The organism is Vibrio sp. RW (genome assembly GCF_027587105.1).
In the GTDB taxonomy this organism is placed as follows: Bacteria; Pseudomonadota; Gammaproteobacteria; order Enterobacterales; family Vibrionaceae; genus Vibrio; species Vibrio toranzoniae.
In genome coordinates, this window is sequence record NZ_JAPPTM010000010.1 from 55,737 (window position 1) to 74,142 (window position 18,406).

An 18,406-nucleotide genomic window follows, 5' to 3' on the forward strand; every position below is an offset into this window, starting at 1 on the left:
TGGCCATTGTGCCAGCCCTTTCGTTTATAAGGATGAAATAAGTGTCAGTTGTCGTACGTGAAGGTTCGTTAGAAGAAGTGGTGTCTGTGGTCGAGCAAATCTCTGAGTTCGCTAAAAAAGAGAGTGTCGCATCTTTATCGGAGCGGTTAGCGGGTAAAACAAGCCTGATCCTCGTTGCTGAAGAAGCAGGCGTGTTACTTGGTTTTAAGATCGGCTATGAATTGGATCAGCAGACCTTTTATAGTTGGTTTGGGGGCGTTTCTCCACTTGCTAGAAACAAAGGGGTCGCACAGGCGCAACTCGATGCTCAGGAACTTTGGGTAGAACAACAGGGGTACCAACAGCTGAAAGTTAAATCTCGCAATCAGTTTCCAGCTATGCTGCGTTTGTTATTGAGAAACGGCTATCAAATCGAAAAACTGGAAGAAAAAGAAGATATTACTGAAAATCGAATCTATTTTTTGAAGACACTTTCAGTGTGATGAGTGATTGAAACTAGTGTGATGATTCACTAATTATAAATTAAATGAGATTTATTATCATTTAACTGTTGACTATTAAATGATAATCATTATTATTAACCCTGTCTTAGGGAATGAGGAAATGTTCACAAGGATGTTGAGTACTCAAGTATCTACTTGGTTACGTAACAGAATTCTCGCGAACTTATACTAAGTTCTTTTTGACACGACATTGCTCACATTGCTTCCAGTGTAATTTATAGCTTTTAGGTAAAGCTGTGGTATTCAATTTGAATAGCTTTACCGGTTTTTGCTAGGCGACATCTTCGGGTGTCGCTTTTTTTATACCTCTATTTCAACAAGATGCATATTTAGTGGTACGTATTTTTATGAATAAAACGCCATCAGTATTCTTTTCCACAATGCAGGATCGAAAAAAGATCGTTGATCATCTGTTCGATCTGTTATTTTTACCTTTATTTTCAGTTGTTTATGTTTGTTTTTTTATTGCTTTACCTTAGTTCTCAACAGGGTGGATAAATAATATAAACAGAGTTATCCACAGGTGGCTGGTGTCTCAGAACAAAAAATAACAATAAATTGATTATAACGAATACAATCGAATGAACGGATACGGATCGACAACGTAGAATCCAACCAACAGACGTGGCATTCTTAACAGATTATTTCTGTACTTACTGGATACACAAACATTATGGCTCGTATTCCTGATAATCCATTGATTCTAATCGATGGCTCTTCTTACTTATATCGCGCGTTCCATGCTTACCCTGGCACAATGAGCAATGGTGATATCCCAACCAACGCTGTTTATGGTGTGGTTAACATGCTACGTAGCATGATGCGTCAATTCGCTTCTGATCGTATGGCGGTAATTTTTGATGCGAAAGGGAAAACGTTCCGTGATGATATGTACCCAGAGTACAAAGCAAACCGTCCACCAATGCCTGACGACCTTCGTTGCCAGATCGAGCCGCTGCATAATGTCATTCGTGCAATGGGTCTACCGCTTATCTCTATCCCTGGGGTAGAAGCCGATGACGTGATTGGTACGCTGGCTTCTCAAGCTTCCGCGATGGGCATGCCTGTTCTTATCAGTACTGGCGATAAAGATATGGCGCAACTGGTCGATGACAACGTTACTTTGATCAATACCATGACCAACGTGGTGATGGATCGTGAAGGCGTTATCGAGAAGTTTGGTATCCCACCTGAGTTGATCATCGATTACCTTGCTCTAATGGGGGATAAAGTCGATAACATTCCGGGCGTGCCGGGTGTGGGTGATAAGACAGCGACGGCTCTGTTGCAAGGCATCGGCAGCATCGAAAAACTGTATCAAAATCTTGATGACATTGCGGCGCTTGGCTTTCGTGGTTCAAAAACCATGGCGAAGAAGCTTATTGATAATAAAGACAACGCTGAGATGTCTTACGAGCTTGCGACCATTAAGTTGGATGTTGAGTTAGAAGAAACACCGGAATCGCTCGTGAAAGCTCAACCAAACATTGATGAGCTGATTAAGCTATATGGTCAGCTGGTGTTTAAGTCTTGGCTCAATGAGTTACTTGATGGCGGTAATGGGGTGGTGGAAGCGGCTGAAAGATCAGGTGCGGTACGCAGCAACGGCTCGTCTGCCACTTCAGCTGTTGAGATGAATACCTCTGCAGTGACGATTGATCGCAGCCACTACGAAACGATTCTAGATGAAGATACTTTCAATACTTGGTTAGAAAAACTTAAAGCGGCTGAAGTGTTTGCTTTTGATACAGAGACAGACAGCCTAGACTACATGGTCGCTAACCTTGTCGGTCTATCATTTGCCACCGAAGAAGGCGTTGCCGCTTACGTGCCGGTTGCTCATGACTACCTCGATGCACCGCAGCAGCTGGATCGTGATTGGGTACTAGAACAGCTTAAACCGATACTAGAAGATGACACGCAAGCAAAAGTAGGTCAAAACCTGAAGTACGATATGAGCGTTTTAGCGCGCTACGATATCGAGATGAAAGGCATCAAACACGACACCATGCTGGCATCATACGTTTTCAATAGCGTAGGTGGTAAGCATGATATGGATAGCTTAGCGCTGCGTTTCCTTCAGCATAGCTGTATCTCATTTGAGCAAATTGCAGGTAAAGGAAAAAAACAGCTTACTTTCAACCAGATTGAATTGGGCGAAGCATCTCCATATGCAGCGGAAGATGCGGATGTGACATTGCGTCTTCATCATCGTTTAATGGAAAACATTGAGCAAGATGAAAAGCTAAAAGCAATTTATGAAGAGATAGAAGTACCACTGATTCCTGTGATGTCTCGTATTGAACGCACAGGTGTCTTTATCGATGACATGTTACTAGGGGCTCAATCGCAAGAGATTGCGGTTCGTCTTGTTGAGCTAGAGCAGAAAGCTTATGAGATTGCAGAGCAAGAGTTCAACATGAACTCGCCAAAACAGTTGCAAGCGATCTTGTTTGAAAAGATGGGTCTGCCCGTTATCAAGAAAACGCCATCAGGTAGCCCTTCAACCAACGAAGAAGTGTTGCAAGAGTTAGCGTTGGACTACCCGCTGCCTAAGCTGATCATTGAGTATCGTGGCCTAGCAAAACTGAAATCGACGTACACCGATAAACTACCTAAGATGATCAACGCTGAAACGGGCCGTGTTCATACGTCTTATCACCAAGCGGTGACAGCGACAGGTCGTTTGTCTTCGACCGATCCAAACTTGCAGAACATCCCAATTCGTAATGAAGAGGGTCGTCGTATCCGCCAAGCATTTGTTGCTCAACATGGGTGGAAGATTCTAGCGGTCGATTACTCACAAATTGAATTACGTATTATGGCGCACCTGTCGGGCGACAAAGCCTTATTGGCAGCTTTCCAACAAGGCAAAGATATCCACGCAGCCACTGCGGCTGAAATTATTGGCGTTGATATTGAAAGCGTTACCTCTGAGCAGCGTCGTCGTGCCAAGGCGGTTAACTTTGGTCTTATCTATGGTATGAGTGCCTTTGGTTTGGCTAAGCAGCTGGGTATTCCTCGCGGTGAAGCGCAACATTACATGGACACCTACTTTGAACGCTATCCTGGCGTAATGCAGTACATGGAAGACACACGTAGCGCAGCGTCAGAGCAGGGCTTTGTTGAAACGATTTATGGTCGTCGTTTACATTTGCCGGAGATTAAATCTCGAAATGGCATGCGTCGTAAAGCGGCTGAGCGTGCGGCGATCAACGCACCAATGCAAGGTACGGCGGCTGACATTATCAAAAAAGCGATGCTATTGGTTGATGAGTGGATTCAAGCGGAAGGCGATGGTCGTGTGAAACTGCTAATGCAAGTGCACGATGAATTGGTATTTGAAGTGGAAGAGTCATCTTTAGCCGAAATTGAAAGTAAAGTACAAGAATTGATGGAATCCGCTGCTGAGCTAGCCGTTCCGCTTGTTGCGGAAGCTGGCCACGGTGATAACTGGGATCAAGCCCACTAATCAGTTTTTGACCTTATCGAGTGAATTAGTATGAGCCAGTGCACAAACACTGGCTTTTTTTTATCTAAAATAAAGTCGAATTGTGGAAAGAACCTGGGTGTTTTAATAAAACATTCATGAAAAAAAATTACAAAAAATGTTTTCATTTCTGAGCAATTGTTGTACATTAAATCTCGTAGGGTACAGAGGTAAGATGTTCTATCTTTCAGACCTTTTGTTTCACGTTATTGGATTAGGCTGATTCAGCCGCCCCAGTCAGCATTTGACTGGGGCGTTTTTTCTTGTGCGAAAGAAAAATATTTCCAACCATATTTATCCTACTACTCCGCTTACTTTTCATGCCTTTTCCTAGGCTTTTCAAAAATCGTCTTTATTACGTTAGTTTTCTTAAATTTGGAACTCAATCAGAAATTGGTAATTTTAATCCGTCTCAAATTCGATTGTTTTTTCATTTGAAATAACTTTTATTTTACAAATTTCCGGTAAAGGATAGCTAGCTCGCACCTTATTTATCAGTGTATTGAGCGGGTGAATGCTCGATGTAGTCCATGATTTTCTGTTGTTTCTCGGTGCTGTATTTCAGTGCTTCGGCGGTGATCTGGATGGAGTGCGCCATCGAAGAGATATTGTTGGTCGCTTTCACCAAGGTTTGCTGCATGGGTTTCAGGATAAGCAGATAGATAGCGGTTAAAGCGATAATAATGACAGCGATAACCGCCGCCAGCGCAATGATGATCTTGGTCTGTATATCATCGAGCAGCATTTGACTGGTTTGTTTAAAGGCGAGGCGAGATTGATCCAAGGCTTGAGGGAGTTGATTGAGTGATGTCTGAGTTGAAGCCGCAAATTTATTCATGCTGTCGACGGTGTGATTCAAGGCTTGTTGCTGGTTTTCGCTGAGATTGGGGTTATTGACGATGGCTTGCAAAGATTGCGATATCTTCTCAAGAGATTCACTGGCCTCCTGAGCATACTTCTCCATGCCATCGAGATCTAAGGTCATATCGACGTTGATCAGTGATGCTTCTGTTGGTTCTGCTTCAGAGGTGTGGCCTATAACCGGTATCAGCATCATTGCCATTACGGCCAAGAGTGTTTTCCACATGAGTATTCCTTTCTCTATATTCTGTTTATCAAAGTCTGTTTTTTAGTATGGTCCACTTCTGTTGCTTATAACGGGTTTATCTTGTTTTTTATCCTTAGTTTTTGAATTTAACCCGCTAATTTATAGGTAAAAAAATACCCCACCTATATAAGGCAGGGTATTGATAAGGTGCGATCACTTTATGGTAGTGATCTAGTCCATCTATATAGAGACTACTCTGAATCGTTGTGTTCTTCGTCTGCTAGCGCTGGCGCGAACCACTCATCCATCTTGGCACGCAGTTGGTCAACACCGATACCTTTCATTGAAGAGAAGACATCAACCGCGACATCACCACCGAAAGATTTTGCATCGTTACGGATTTTCAGTAGCTGTGCTTTACGCGCGCCGCTTTTCAGCTTGTCGGCTTTTGTTAACAAAACCTGTACTGGGATGCGGCTATCGATAGCCCAGTAGATCATTTGTTGGTCAAGGTCTTTCATTGGGTGACGGATATCCATCAATACCACTAAGCCCTTCAAGCTTTCTCGGCGTTGTAGGTATTCACCTAGCGACTTCTGCCATTTTTTCTTCATTTCAAGGGGGACTTGAGCGAAGCCATATCCAGGTAAATCGACGATATGACAACCATCTGTTACCTTGAATAGGTTAATTAACTGAGTTCGACCTGGTGTTTTACTGGTTTTCGCCAAGCTTTTTTGGTTGGTAACGCGGTTTAGCGCGCTAGATTTACCAGCATTGGAGCGTCCTGCAAACGCAATTTCGATTCCTTCGTCTTCTGGTAAATGACGAATATCAGGTGCACTGGTAATGAAATGCGTGTTTTGATAATGAATTTTTACGCTCACTGTTAACTCCATCTCGACTTTGTGTAGTCGATTGATTACTTTTTTGTGAATTTGTGTAAAATAACCGTGCTCGGCATAAGGTCGCCTATTGTACCATGAGTGGCAACATAGAGTGGTACTGGAAGCTTGATAATTATAATGGAATGTCATGAAGAAATTAGCGCTAATTTTGAGTCTTTTAGCCAGCTGCTCAGTATGGGCTCAAGGTAGTATTGAAGCTGGTAAAGCCAAATCACAAACATGTGTCGCCTGCCATGGTGCTGACGGCAACAGTCTGATCACCCAGTACCCTAAACTGGCTGGTCAACATGAGAAGTACCTAATAAAGCAGTTAAAAGAGCTTAAGTTAGGTATGACGAGTGGTGGTAAACAAGGTCGTTATGAACCTGTAATGGGTGCAATGGCGATGCCTTTATCTGAAGAAGATATGGCTGACCTAGCGGCATACTACGCCTCTCTCCCTATCTCTAATAACTCTACTCCTGAAAATGTTGTAGATGAAGGTAAGGTTCTTTACACGGCGGGTGACTCAGAACGCGGCCTAACAGCGTGTACTGCTTGTCATGGTCCTCGTGGTAACGGCACCGAACTTTCTGGTTTCCCTAAAATTTCAGGCCAACACGCAGATTACATCAAGGCTCAACTTGAGAAATTCCGCGATGATAGCCGTAATAACGACATGAATGCGATGATGCGTGATGTAGCTAAAAAGTTAACAGACGCAGACATTGATACCTTATCGAAGTACGTTGGTGGTCTACACTAATTTGTCGGTTTCTTGCTCTTAGCCAGAGTAAAGAAATGTACGTTCGAGCGAGGTTAAAGAGACACCCTGATCAGTAATGGTTGGGGTGTTTTCTTTTGTGTGGGTTTTATTTATGCGTTTCTATTTAATGTCTGATTTATCAATGTGTGGTCGATTCGTGTACGAAAGTGTGAAGTAGCACTCTTGTAGTCTTTTTGTAACCGGGTAAAGTAATCGCCATCAGCTAGGAGCTGACTTAGATATGGATGATCATCTAGTCTAATGGTATAGACAGAAATGGATCAGGCTAGGACAGCCCAGCAACAAGGTGTTAGAAAAGGATAGCCAAAACTCATCAGGACGATGAACAACAAACAAACTTGGCATGGAAAGCACCAATAACAAAGGGAGATTTGTGTACCAAGTTGAGTATGCAAATTTTGGCCGATAAAGGCAGATTTAGAGAGCGATAGGTTTTCCTATCGCTTTTTTTATTGATTTGATGAAAAAATACCCAATACCTCTCCACTATAAACTCAGTTTCTGGTATGTTTCGCATCCCTGTTTAAGGATGTGCTATGTATACTTGTCCCTTATGCCATCACCAAGGCGTGAATCACTATTTTGAAGACAAACGCAGAGCCTATCTGCAGTGTCAGCAATGTGAACTGGTATTTGTTAAACCTGAACAAAGGTTAGAAGCAAAAGAAGAGAAAGCACACTATGATCTCCATGAGAACGATCCTAGTGATGAAGGTTATCGCCGCTTTCTATCTCGCATCGCGGATCCACTAACAGACAAAATTTCATCTAACTCACAAGGGTTGGATTTTGGTTGTGGCCCGGGCCCTACGCTATCTATTATGTTAGAAGAAGCCGGACACAGCGTGGAGTTGTACGATATCTATTACCACCCAGAGCCCTCTGTGTTGGAAAAAACGTATGACTTTGTGACTGCCACGGAGGTGATTGAACATCTTTATCATCCAGACAAGGTGTGGCAGCAATGGTTGAATTTAGTTAAACCCAAAGGCTGGATTGGTCTTATGACTAAGCTAGTAATAGACGTAGATGCGTTTGCTGGTTGGCACTACAAGAATGACCCGACACATGTCGTCTTCTTTAGTCGTCAAACATTCCAGTTTTTGGCAGAGCGGGATAAGCTCGAACTAGAATTTTTTGGAAATGATGTAATTTTACTGAGGAAAGTGCAGTAATGGGTCGTAGTAAGAAATCAAGAAAGCCGGGCGCACTTGGCGCTCCGGAACCTATGGTTACTCGTAACCGTAGTGAATCTGATGTTGAAGGTCGTGAGCGTAAGCGTGTTAAAAAGCGCAAAGGTCTTAAGTCTGGCAGCCGCCATTCAGATGGTAGCGAAGCAAAACAGCGTAAAGCTGCACAAGATCGCGATCCACGTTTAGGCAGCAAGAAAAAAATCCCACTGATTGTTGAACCAGCGAAGAAGCCGACGAAACAAGAGCGTAAGCTATCTAACGAACAAGAGTTAGAGATGCTTGAGAACGATGCTCAACTGAACACACTGTTGGATCGTATCGAAAATGGTGAAAACCTAGGTGCAGGTCTACAGAAGTTTGTTGATGAGAAGCTTGATCGTATCGAACACCTGATGGGCCGCTTAGGTCTGTTAGAGCCAGAAGACGATGAAGAAGAGATCTTCGAAGAAACAGCCGTTGAATCGAAGAAGAAGAAAACAAACTCTGATGAAGACTTGTTATCTCAATTTGAAGACATCGACTTAGACAGCTTTAAAGGTTAATAGCCAATGAACGTAACCTTATTAGCAATTGCTGGTGGAATGATCATTCTCGGCTTGGGCTCTTACGCAGGTTACCTTCTACTTCAAGTGAAGAAGCAGACGGAGTTGCAAAAGCAGCATCAAGCACTCGCCATTGAAAAACGTAACGCAACGATTTACGACAACGTAAATACCTTGTGTTTAGCGGGTATCCAAGGCCAGTGTGATTTACCTGAGATCAGTATCCGAGTGTGTATCATAATGGATAATGTTCAGGGTGATGAGCGTGTCGATTTTGATTCGGAATATCCTGCTCTTTCTGAGCTGTACCATATCGTTAAAGATATGGCGCGAGGAGAGGCAAGACAAGAACTGACGAAAAAAGAACGCATGCAGCAGAATCTCACACGCCACAAGGCAGAGACTCGCTTGAATGATGCGGTTATCGAAGATTTGAAAAGGTTGCAGGAGAAGGTCAAGCCTCTCAACAACCAAATTAACATTCAGATGATCTAGTCACGACAGACTTTTAAATATAGAGGTTTGTTTAATACACGTTATTCTTAAGGCATATTGCTTTTAGGACACATTGTCTTCAATAGTATTGTCTTGAATACCGAATGTTAAACGAGCCTTCTTACCTCTTGCGTCTCGTTAATCCCGACGCTTTGTTAGTGATCAAGCTAGCAGTTCTGAGTTTTTCTCTGAAAAATTGATTTTGTCTTGAACGACCTTACAGGTCGTGTGGCAAAATAGCCCGTCTATATTTTAATGTATGTAAAATGATTTGAGAGACCTTAGGTTCTCGCGGATCTAAATTGGAAGTACCGCTATGTCGAGCAAGCCAGTAACAACGAATCAGCAAATCGTTTGGGATCAAGAAATCTTAAACAAGTACAACTATTCGGGACCTCGTTACACCTCATACCCAACAGCGTTGGAGTTTCATGAAGCGTTTACCGTCGCTGATTACGACATGGCGTGTACTCAATACCCAGAGCGTCCCCTTTCTCTTTACGTGCACATCCCATTTTGTCACAAACTTTGTTACTACTGTGGTTGTAACAAGGTCATTACTCGTCACTCGCATAAAGCGGATGAGTACCTTGATGTGATTGAACATGAAATTCGCCAGCGTGCGTCGCTGCTGAATGGCCGCGAAGTGACTCAACTGCATTTCGGTGGCGGTACGCCAACGTTCTTGACCAAAATACAAATCACTCGCTTGATGATGATTCTGCGTGATGAGTTTAACTTCACTGCGGATGCTGAAATCAGTATCGAAGTTGACCCACGAGAGATTGAACTAGACGTTCTCGATCACCTGCGTAACGAAGGCTTTAACCGCCTGAGTATTGGCGTGCAAGACTTTAACAAAGAAGTCCAAAAGCTGGTCAACCGTGAGCAAGACGAAGCGTTCATCATCGCGATGGTTCAACGTGCTAAAGAGTTAGGCTTCCGTTCGACTAATCTAGATTTGATCTACGGCCTGCCAAAACAGACTCAAGCTTTGTTCGCTGAAACATTGAAGCAAGTGCTTGAAATGAAACCGGGTCGTTTATCGGTATTTAACTACGCACACATGCCGCAGCTGTTTGCTGCGCAGCGTAAGATTAAAGACGAAGACCTGCCAGAAGCAAAAGAGAAAATGGCGATTCTTCAAGATACCATCGAGACCTTAACGGGGGCGGGTTACCAGTTCATCGGCATGGATCACTTTGCACTACCTGAAGATGAGCTAGCAGTTGCGCAGCGTGAAGGTATTCTGCACCGGAATTTCCAAGGCTACACCACTCAGGGTGAATGTGATCTGATTGGTTTTGGTGTATCGGCTATCTCTATGGTAGGCGATGCTTATGCACAAAACCAAAAAGAGTTGAAGAAATACTACGCTCAGGTCAATGACTTGCGTCATGCCCTTTGGAAAGGGGTGGTATTAGACGATGATGATCTGCTGCGTCGTGAGGTGATTAAGCAGCTTATCTGTAACTTTAAGCTTGATAAAACCACGATTGAATCTGAGTTCTCAGTTAACTTTAATCGCTACTTCAAAGAAGACTTAGCGCTTCTACAAACCTTCATTAATGATGGGTTAATTGAAGTCGATAACAAGGAAATCCGCGTGACTCTGCGTGGCCGTTTGTTGATTCGTAATATCTGTATGTGTTTTGATAAATACCTGCGCGCTAAGGCTCGTCAACAGCAATTCTCTCGCGTTATCTAATCGCTCGATTGAGAATAGAAACATAAAAAATGCCAGCATCAAGCTGGCATTTTTGTATTTGGTTTATTCGATTATCTGCTGATTGTTACGTCATGTTTTATTTACTGTTGTGATTCGTGATGTTGCTAGGCCACTGATCAAAAGGAACTGGGCGACTGTACAAGAACCCTTGAGCAAGTGGACACTGTAGCTGCTTGAGTAGTTCAGCCTGTTGCTGAGTTTCAACCCCTTCTGCTACTAAACTCACCTTGAAGCCCTTGGTAATATTGACGATGGCCGCGACGATAGAACTGTCTAGGTTCTCTTGATCGAGTTTGCTAACAAAGCTGCGATCGATTTTAAGGCAATCAAATGGCAGTTTTTGCAAGTAAGCAAGCGATGAGTAGCCGGTACCAAAATCATCAATCGCAATTGAGATACCCAATGCTTTCAGCGTTAGCATGTTGTCGATGATCGTTGGATCATTGTCGATGATGCGTGACTCGGTGATCTCTAATGTGAGGTTTTTAGCCGGTAACTTGGTGTCAGACAAAGTGTTTTTAACCAAGTCAATGAAACCGTTTTCGGTGAGTTGGTCGACAGAAAGGTTAACGTGCAGAGAGAAGTCTTCGTCCCATTTTCCTAACTCAATGGCGATGGCGGTATCTCGACAGGACTTGTGTAGTATTTGTTTGCCGATATCGTAGATAAGCCCTGTATCTTCGGCAAGCGGAATGAATTCAAGTGGTGAAATGACGCCCTCTTTCGTTACCCATCGTGCCAGAGCCTCTGCACCTATAGGGGAGCCAGATTCAAGGTTGATGATTGGTTGATAGAAAGGCTCGAACTGTTGTTGCTCAATTGCTCGATTGATGCGTGTTAGCATCTGGGTTCGATGCCTAGAAGCGTTGCCCATCTCTGGGCTGTATATACTGACGCGAGTCTTGTCTTGCTTGGCATTACTCAAGGCAATACTGCTGTTACGCAGCCACAATGTAATATCTTTAGTGCCGGAAACATGAACGACACCGATAGAGACATTGATCACGACATTCTCGGATTCCATGGCGAATGGAGCCGCAAAGGTTTGGAGTAAGCGGTTAGCGATCTGATGAACACCCCCCTCTTGGAGAACGTCAGGCGCGTAAATCGCAAATTCATCACCACCAGTACGTGCCAATAGATACTCAGAGGGTAGCGTACCTCTCAAACGAGCGGCTGCGATGATAAGCAGTTGGTCGCCATTGTAATGGCCTAGGCTGTCATTAATGTCGCGAAAGCGATCAATACCAACTAAATACAGTGTGCCTTTCTCGGTTTTTGTCTTTTTCTGTATAGCATCGATAAAACCCTCTCGGCTATACAATTTGGTTAGTGAGTCATAGGTAAGTTGAGCCTGTAATTGTTCAAAAGAAGCCTTTAAGTTGTTAGTCATTTCATTAAAGGCTTCTACCAACATGCTAGTTTCGTAGATATTACCTGGTTTCGGCATGCTGCTGTCCCAATCGCCAGTCGCTAGACCTTTTGCTGCATCTGCGGTGGAGGTGATGGGTTGGGTCACTCGATTAAAAGCAATTAATCCGGCGATGACACCAATGCAACTCAGCGTTAGTCCAAGTAACCAACTGTTTCTTTGGTTTTCTGGTAATGCACCGAGTAGGTTGGTTTCAGGGATCGACATACCAATAAACCATGTGATGCCATGCTCATCCTCGTAAGGCGTTATCTGGTTGAAGTATCGCTCGCCATTCAGAGTAAAGTCGAAACGTTGTATTTGCCTGTTTTCAATCAAATGGAATTGGTTAACGTAGCTGGCGCTCTCTCGTATTATTGGGTTGTCACTCTCTGTTGCCAACAAGCGCTGGCTTGTGTGGCTTTTATCCGTCCTTTTGGAGACAACCTTGCCTCCTCCGGAGTGCGCAACCAAGCGCTGCTGTTGGTCAATGACGTAGACAGAGGCATCGGTTTTGTATTTTAAATTATTCAAGAATATGTTAAAGGTATTGAGCTTGATGTCACTGACGATAACCGCTTTAAATTCGTTGCCGTCATAGATAGGGGCGAGGGCGGATAAGGTGATCTCTTGGCGTTCATCAGCATTAGTGTAAATCGAAGACCATGAGGCTTTTTTCTGGTTAGCCACAGGCGTATACCAAGGGCGAACTCTTGGGTCATATCCCGAAATGACTGAACGTATATCGTCACTGATCTGGCGACCACGGTAGATCACGAGTTGATTTTGAGTGCGATCATCTTGCACCATCAAGGTGTAGCCATTATTCGCTTCTTTACGGAAACCCACATAATTACCGTTTTCAGAGCCAAAGCCGATCACATCGAGTTGAGGTACAGTCGTAAAATGATTCGAAAACTTATAAAGAATGTAGTCTTGGACCTTACTGAGGTCACCTGCTTGGTAAAGGTGGTGATAACCAATGTTGTGACTGAGTGAAAGGTTAGCGTGAAACGGCTTTTCTAAAAATTCTGTGAGGCTTTGATGAACGTTATCAGTGAGTGATGTTAGTTGGCGTGTACTAAGATCACTCACCGTTTCTTCATAGTTCTGCTTTTGAGTGAAAACCATTACGCCCATAGTGAACAGAAAAATCATCACGAATGGCAGAACCACTGCGGTTCTCAATGTAATTTGTGTTTTCAAAGACATTTTTAGCTACAATTTTGGTGAATGTCGTTTTGTAATTGTACTGATACTATTAACACCAAGCGACACTTTTTTGATTAAAAAAGTAGCTGCACTGATAATCATATAAGCTTAGTACAGTTCTTTGAGTTTACGAGTTAGGGTGTTTCTCCCCCATCCCAACACTTTGGCTGCGTCCTGTTTGTGACCATTGGTATGTTTGAGTGCAGCCTCCAGCAGTATCCGTTCAAACTCAGGAAGAGCATAAGTGAGTAATTCTTTTTCTCCTGAATCAAGTGCACATTTTGCCCAATTAGCGAGCAGTTGTTGCCAGTTATCTCCAGATCCTGAAGTGGTCACTGTTTTCTCTTCCAACAGCTCCGGTGGCAGATCTGAAGGGAGTATTTCACTACCGCTGGCCATGACGGTGAGCCAACGGCAAATGTTTTCAAGCTGACGAACATTACCGGGCCAATTCAGCTGATTCAGTTTTAAAACCGTCTCAGGATGTAGTGTCTTCACTTCAACCCCGAGCTCTTCAGCGGCTGAAGCTAGGAAGTGATGAGTGAGCTTTTCTATGTCTTGCTTACGTTCGCGCAGTGCAGGGATATGAATTCGAATAACATTGAGTCGGTGGAAAAGGTCTTCACGGAAGCCACCTTCATGCACTAATCGTTCAAGATCTTGGTGGGTTGCCGCCACGATACGAACGTCGACCTTAACCGCAGAGTGGCCACCCACGCGATAAAACTGACCATCAGAAAGTACACGCAGTAAGCGAGTTTGAATGTCGAGTGGCATATCACCAATTTCATCAAGAAATAGCGTGCCACCGTTAGCCTGTTCAAAACGTCCTTGGCGAACACTATTTGCGCCAGTAAAGGCACCTTTCTCATGACCAAATAGCTCCGATTCGATTAGGTCTTTGGGGATTGCGGCCATGTTAAGAGCGATAAAGGGGTTCTTTGCTCTAGGGCTGTGGCGGTGTAAGGCGTGAGCCACTAACTCTTTACCAGTACCTGATTCACCATTGATCAGCACGGATATGGATGAACGAGACAAACGGCCAATAGCTCGGAAAACCTCCTGCATTGCCGGTGCTTCACCGATGATTTCGGGGGCGTTAGTCTCTTCGACCACTTCGCTGGCTTGTTCTCGCTTCTGTTCTTGGCTGTGTGCGATGGCTCGCTCTACCAAAGTAAGCGTTTCATCGATATCAAACGGCTTTGGTAGATATTCAAAAGCGCCTTTCTGATAGGCGTTTACCGCAGCATCAAGGTCGGAGTGTGCGGTCATGATGATCACTGGCAAGTCGGGAGAGCGTTGATGCACTTGATGCAACAGCTCAATCCCGTCGATACCAGGCATGCGAATATCAGACACTAATACGTCTGGTGTTTCGCGCTCAAGAGCGAGTAATACGCTCTCTGCATCAGCAAATGTTTCACACTTAATATCCGCAGATGACAGTGTTTTCTCTACGACCCAGCGTATAGAACTGTCGTCATCGACGACCCAAACGTATCCCTTACTCATAATTCAATTCCTTTGCAGCCAAATCTATTGTGATGATCATTGTTGTTTTTATTGTTCGGTATTTGTTGTTGCCGATGAAACGTTGTTTCCAGTGGGAGACAAGATTTCGCCTATATCGGCAAATAAATCGTGAATGTGGTGTTACCCGGCCAGCTCTCAACATCAATTTTTCCATTGTGCTGATCGATGAGGTTTTGAGATATCGATAACCCAAGCCCTGTGCCACCCTCTCGTCCGCTGACCATGGGGTAAAACAGGGTGTCTTTTAACTCGTCGGGAATGCCCGGGCCGTTATCGCTGATCTCAATGCGAGCAGCGAGCTTGTGTCGTTGCCCATGTATGTTTGCTTGATGCACCGTTCTGGTGCGAATGGTGATTTTCCCAGATTCCTGAGTCTTTAGAATCTGTGCAGCGTTGCTCACGATATTGAGCATGGCTTGTTCAACCTGTGCCGAATCCATCAAGATGTCCGGTAGGCTAGGGTCGTAATCCCTTTCGATAGCGAGTGCCGAACCCGATTCGAGCTCTACCAACTGTCGGACTTTTTCTAGAATCTGGTGAAGGTTCTCTTCTGACTTAGTTCCCGGCTTTTGAGGGCCAAGCAGGCGGTCGACTAAAGCACGTAAGCGGTCGGCTTGCTCAATAATGATCTGCGTATACTCATTCAGAGATTGATCAGGGAGCATCTTTCCAAGCAGTTGCGCCGCTCCTCTTAAACCACCTAAAGGGTTCTTAATTTCATGCGCTAACCCGCGCACCAGTAACTTAGCCGCTTGTTGTTGCGCGTGTTGGTTGAGCTCTTGGCTGAGTCGTCGTTGTTGGTCTATCTTACGCATCTCAACCAATAGCAAGGTCTCACGCTGCCAAGAGATTGGGCTCACCGTTACCTCGAGCATTAATGGGCGGTTGTCTACGACAAAGGTAACGTCACTGTCGGTAATGCTCTGGCCGCTTTGTAGTGGTTGGGTTAGCAGTGCTAAGTCGAGAGAGGCGTGCTGGATCAGTTGGCTCAATGGGTGATCAACGATGCGTCGTGCGCTCTGTGAAAAGAGCTGTTCAGCCGCCGGATTGGCGTATCGGACATAGAGTTGCTCATCGAGCATCAATGTCGAGGTCACCATATTGTCGAGAATGGCGCTGGAAAGATGATGTGTATCTATACTGTCGCTTTTGGCTGATCGATTCACTGTTTCGTCCTTGAACTGGTGTTTTCTCACTGCACCAAATTGGTGCGTAGCTAAGTTCAAGTATGGCGCATATCAATCAGAAGCTAAAGATAATTCGTTAGGGTCGCTGAAAGCTGCTTCGATTAGGTGAAAAGTAGAGGGAATCTCGTCTCTTTTTGCACATTGGCCTACTTGATCGTCGCTCGATGTAAATACACGGTGACTGGACTAGTAGATGCAATAAGCTTGCCGCTTCTATGTGCTTGAATGGCAATGGTGTGTGTGCCTCGTTCTATGTCTTTGAGTTGCCAATTCGCTTGGGTCTGCGGGGCGCCATAGCGGCGTCCATCGAGCATCAATTGCAACTGCTCTCCAATACCGAGTTTGCGGTTAAGATCTATCTGAACAGGGATTAAGCCGAGGTTGCTACGGATGGTTTGATCATGAACTGGATTTAGCATGGTGAGTGTTAATTGAGTTGGTGCCTCGCGTTCTGTAGCTTTTGGTTGAGTTTGAGCTGGCGTTGTCGTTTTAGTTGTAGATGAAGCTGCAGTGTCAACGGGGGTCGAGCTCTCAAATTTAGGTGCGGGCGCAGAAGCTTGTACGTCAGGTAAGTGCAGGGACTTGGCACTTTGACCGGTAGGAGTATCACTAAAGTGGAGTACACCATCGTCATCTACCCAAGTATATACCGTTTGAGCATTGCATGAGAGTGAGACGGTTAACCCGATTAGGAACAGTATATTTTTCATATATTTAGACTCTTTCAACCGCAGGTGGTTTGATGTTGGGCGTTGATTTTATTGTTTTTGGTAGGAGGCATGTTACGAAGAAGAAGAGGAGGGGAGAATCGAAAAAAGGCCCGCCTGCGAGGCGAGCCTAATATTTTTTAGTGGTTCTTACATGTTGCAGCGGATTTTACCTGTTAGGGTAAGGGCCGCAGCACTTCCAACTGAGGACTAAACTGAGTAGTACAGTTCAAATTCAAGTGGGTGTGTCGCCATGTTCACGCGCTGTACATCGTCTGATTTCAGAGTGATGTATGAATCGATGAAGTCATCAGAGAATACGCCACCAGCGGTTAGGAATTCACGATCTTCGTTAAGCGCAGCTAGAGCTTCTTGTAGTGATTCTGCAACTGTTGGGATTTCAGCCGCTTCTTCTGCAGGAAGGTCGTATAGATCTTTATCCATCGCTTCGCCTGGGTGAATCTTGTTCTTAATGCCGTCAAGGCCAGCCATCAGCATTGCTGAGTAACATAGGTATGGGTTAGCTGCTGGGTCACCAAAACGTAGCTCAATACGGCGAGCTTTAGGGCTTGGTACTACTGGGATACGGATAGAAGCAGAACGGTTACGTGCAGAGTAAGCAAGCATTACCGGTGCTTCGAAACCAGGTACAAGACGCTTGTACGAGTTCGTTGATGGGTTAGCAAATGCGTTGATTGCGCGAGCGTGCTTAATGATACCACCGATGTAGTAAAGTGCCATTTCAGATAGGCCGCCGTACTTATCACCAGCAAACAGGTTCACACCGTCTTTTGCTAGAGATTGGTGAACGTGCATACCAGAACCGTTGTCACCAACGAGTGGCTTAGGCATAAATGTCGCTGTTTTACCAAATGCGTGAGCAACGTTGTGTACCACGTACTTGTAAATTTGAGTTTCATCCGCTTTCGTTGTTAGCGTGTTGAAGCGAGTTGCGATTTCGTTTTGACCCGCAGTTGCTACTTCGTGGTGGTGAGCTTCAACGACTAGGCCCATCTCTTCCATTACTAGACACATTGCTGAACGGATGTCTTGAGATGAATCGACAGGAGCGACTGGGAAATAACCGCCTTTAACGCCAGGACGGTGACCTTTGTTACCGCCTTCGATGTCAGAACCTGTGTTCCAAGCTGCTTCTACGTCATCAATCTTGAAGAAAGAACCAGACATATCGTTTGAGAACTTAACGTCGTCAAATAGGAAGAACTCTGGCTCTGGACCAACGAGAACTGTGTCTGCGATACCTGTAGAACGTAGGTACTCTTCAGAACGTTTAGCGATAGAGCGTGGGTCACGGTCGTAGCCTTGCATTGTTGCAGGCTCAAGAATGTCACAACGGATGTTTAGTGTTGCGTCTTCTGTGAATGGGTCCAGTACAGCAGAGGCTGCGTCTGGCATCATTACCATGTCAGATTCGTTAATGCCTTTCCAACCAGCTACTGAAGAGCCGTCAAACATTTTGCCTTCTTCGAAGAAGTCTGCATCAACTTGGTGAGAAGGAATAGAGATGTGCTGCTCTTTACCTTTTGTATCAGTAAAACGTAAGTCGATAAATTTAACTTCGTTCTCTTGGATCAGGGATAGTACATTTTCTACTGACATCTTGGATAACCTCCAGTGTTATTAATTCGGTATTAGCTCGATTCGGTTGAAACTAGCATTGA

The 18,406-nt window shown here is 44.5% G+C and carries 15 protein-coding genes; 8 read left to right on the forward strand and 7 right to left on the reverse strand.

What is annotated here, in order from left to right; translation table 11 throughout:
* The first annotated feature begins 41 nt into the window (after window positions 1-41).
* The 3 genes from OCT63_RS11235 (at window position 42) to OCT63_RS21550 (ending at window position 4,216) form a co-directional block, all read left to right on the forward strand.
* Entirely contained in the window at window positions 42-482 is a 441-nt protein-coding gene (locus OCT63_RS11235) for a GNAT family N-acetyltransferase (RefSeq protein ID WP_060466887.1), read from the forward strand.
* Between the two features lie 694 nt (window positions 483-1,176).
* Window positions 1,177-3,975: a DNA polymerase I gene (polA, locus tag OCT63_RS11240; RefSeq protein ID WP_269983734.1), complete on the forward strand. Its 2,799-nt coding sequence runs from the start codon at window positions 1,177-1,179 to the stop codon at window positions 3,973-3,975.
* 193 nt (window positions 3,976-4,168) lie between these two features.
* Window positions 4,169-4,216, forward strand: coding sequence for a hypothetical protein (locus OCT63_RS21550; RefSeq protein WP_438356636.1), 48 nt, complete (start codon window positions 4,169-4,171; stop codon window positions 4,214-4,216).
* A 264-nt stretch (window positions 4,217-4,480) separates the two neighbouring features.
* Here OCT63_RS21550 and OCT63_RS11245 read toward each other — a convergent pair whose 3' ends face one another.
* Window positions 4,481-5,080 (reverse strand): GTP-binding protein, encoded by a 600-nt coding sequence (locus OCT63_RS11245; protein WP_269983735.1) that lies wholly within the window; start codon window positions 5,078-5,080, stop codon window positions 4,481-4,483.
* Between the two features lie 212 nt (window positions 5,081-5,292).
* Window positions 5,293-5,928, reverse strand: coding sequence for a ribosome biogenesis GTP-binding protein YihA/YsxC (yihA, locus tag OCT63_RS11250; RefSeq protein ID WP_269983736.1), 636 nt, complete (start codon window positions 5,926-5,928; stop codon window positions 5,293-5,295).
* Between the two features lie 148 nt (window positions 5,929-6,076).
* Here yihA and OCT63_RS11255 point away from each other — a divergent pair, with 148 nt between their 5' ends.
* From OCT63_RS11255 to hemN, 5 genes are all read left to right on the forward strand, one after another.
* Window positions 6,077-6,694 (forward strand): c-type cytochrome, encoded by a 618-nt coding sequence (locus OCT63_RS11255; protein WP_017055583.1) that lies wholly within the window; start codon window positions 6,077-6,079, stop codon window positions 6,692-6,694.
* 557 nt (window positions 6,695-7,251) lie between these two features.
* The gene (locus OCT63_RS11260) at window positions 7,252-7,890 is read left to right on the forward strand and encodes a class I SAM-dependent methyltransferase (RefSeq protein ID WP_060466890.1); all 639 of its coding nucleotides are present in this window, start codon (window positions 7,252-7,254) and stop codon (window positions 7,888-7,890) included.
* Window positions 7,890-8,450: a Der GTPase-activating protein YihI gene (gene yihI, locus OCT63_RS11265; protein WP_060466891.1), complete on the forward strand. Its 561-nt coding sequence runs from the start codon at window positions 7,890-7,892 to the stop codon at window positions 8,448-8,450. Before OCT63_RS11260 ends, yihI begins: the two co-directional genes overlap by 1 nt.
* Window positions 8,451-8,456: 6 nt before the next feature.
* A complete protein-coding gene (locus tag OCT63_RS11270) occupies window positions 8,457-8,945 on the forward strand; it encodes a DUF2489 domain-containing protein (RefSeq protein WP_060466892.1) in 489 nt (162 codons plus the stop codon).
* A gap of 316 nt (window positions 8,946-9,261) precedes the next feature.
* Window positions 9,262-10,653 (forward strand): oxygen-independent coproporphyrinogen III oxidase, encoded by a 1,392-nt coding sequence (hemN, locus tag OCT63_RS11275; protein WP_060466893.1) that lies wholly within the window; start codon window positions 9,262-9,264, stop codon window positions 10,651-10,653.
* Between the two features lie 97 nt (window positions 10,654-10,750).
* On the opposite strand, the gene OCT63_RS11280 is transcribed toward hemN, so the two are convergent.
* The 5 genes from OCT63_RS11280 to glnA all read right to left on the reverse strand — a co-directional run bounded on the left by OCT63_RS11280 (window position 10,751) and on the right by glnA (window position 18,344).
* A complete protein-coding gene (locus tag OCT63_RS11280; protein ID WP_269983737.1) occupies window positions 10,751-13,297 on the reverse strand; it encodes an EAL domain-containing protein in 2,547 nt (848 codons plus the stop codon).
* A gap of 108 nt (window positions 13,298-13,405) precedes the next feature.
* Window positions 13,406-14,809 (reverse strand): nitrogen regulation protein NR(I), encoded by a 1,404-nt coding sequence (gene glnG, locus OCT63_RS11285; protein WP_060466895.1) that lies wholly within the window; start codon window positions 14,807-14,809, stop codon window positions 13,406-13,408.
* A 110-nt stretch (window positions 14,810-14,919) separates the two neighbouring features.
* Window positions 14,920-15,996, reverse strand: coding sequence for a nitrogen regulation protein NR(II) (gene glnL / locus OCT63_RS11290; RefSeq protein ID WP_269983738.1), 1,077 nt, complete (start codon window positions 15,994-15,996; stop codon window positions 14,920-14,922).
* A gap of 167 nt (window positions 15,997-16,163) precedes the next feature.
* Window positions 16,164-16,727 carry a DUF4124 domain-containing protein gene (locus OCT63_RS11295; RefSeq protein ID WP_161672355.1) on the reverse strand — a complete coding sequence of 188 codons (564 nt, stop codon included), beginning with the start codon at window positions 16,725-16,727 and terminating at the stop codon, window positions 16,164-16,166.
* 207 nt (window positions 16,728-16,934) lie between these two features.
* Window positions 16,935-18,344, reverse strand: a complete 1,410-nt coding sequence (gene glnA, locus OCT63_RS11300; RefSeq protein WP_060466898.1) for a glutamate--ammonia ligase — start codon at window positions 18,342-18,344, stop codon at window positions 16,935-16,937.
* Between the last annotated feature and the right edge of the window lie 62 nt (window positions 18,345-18,406).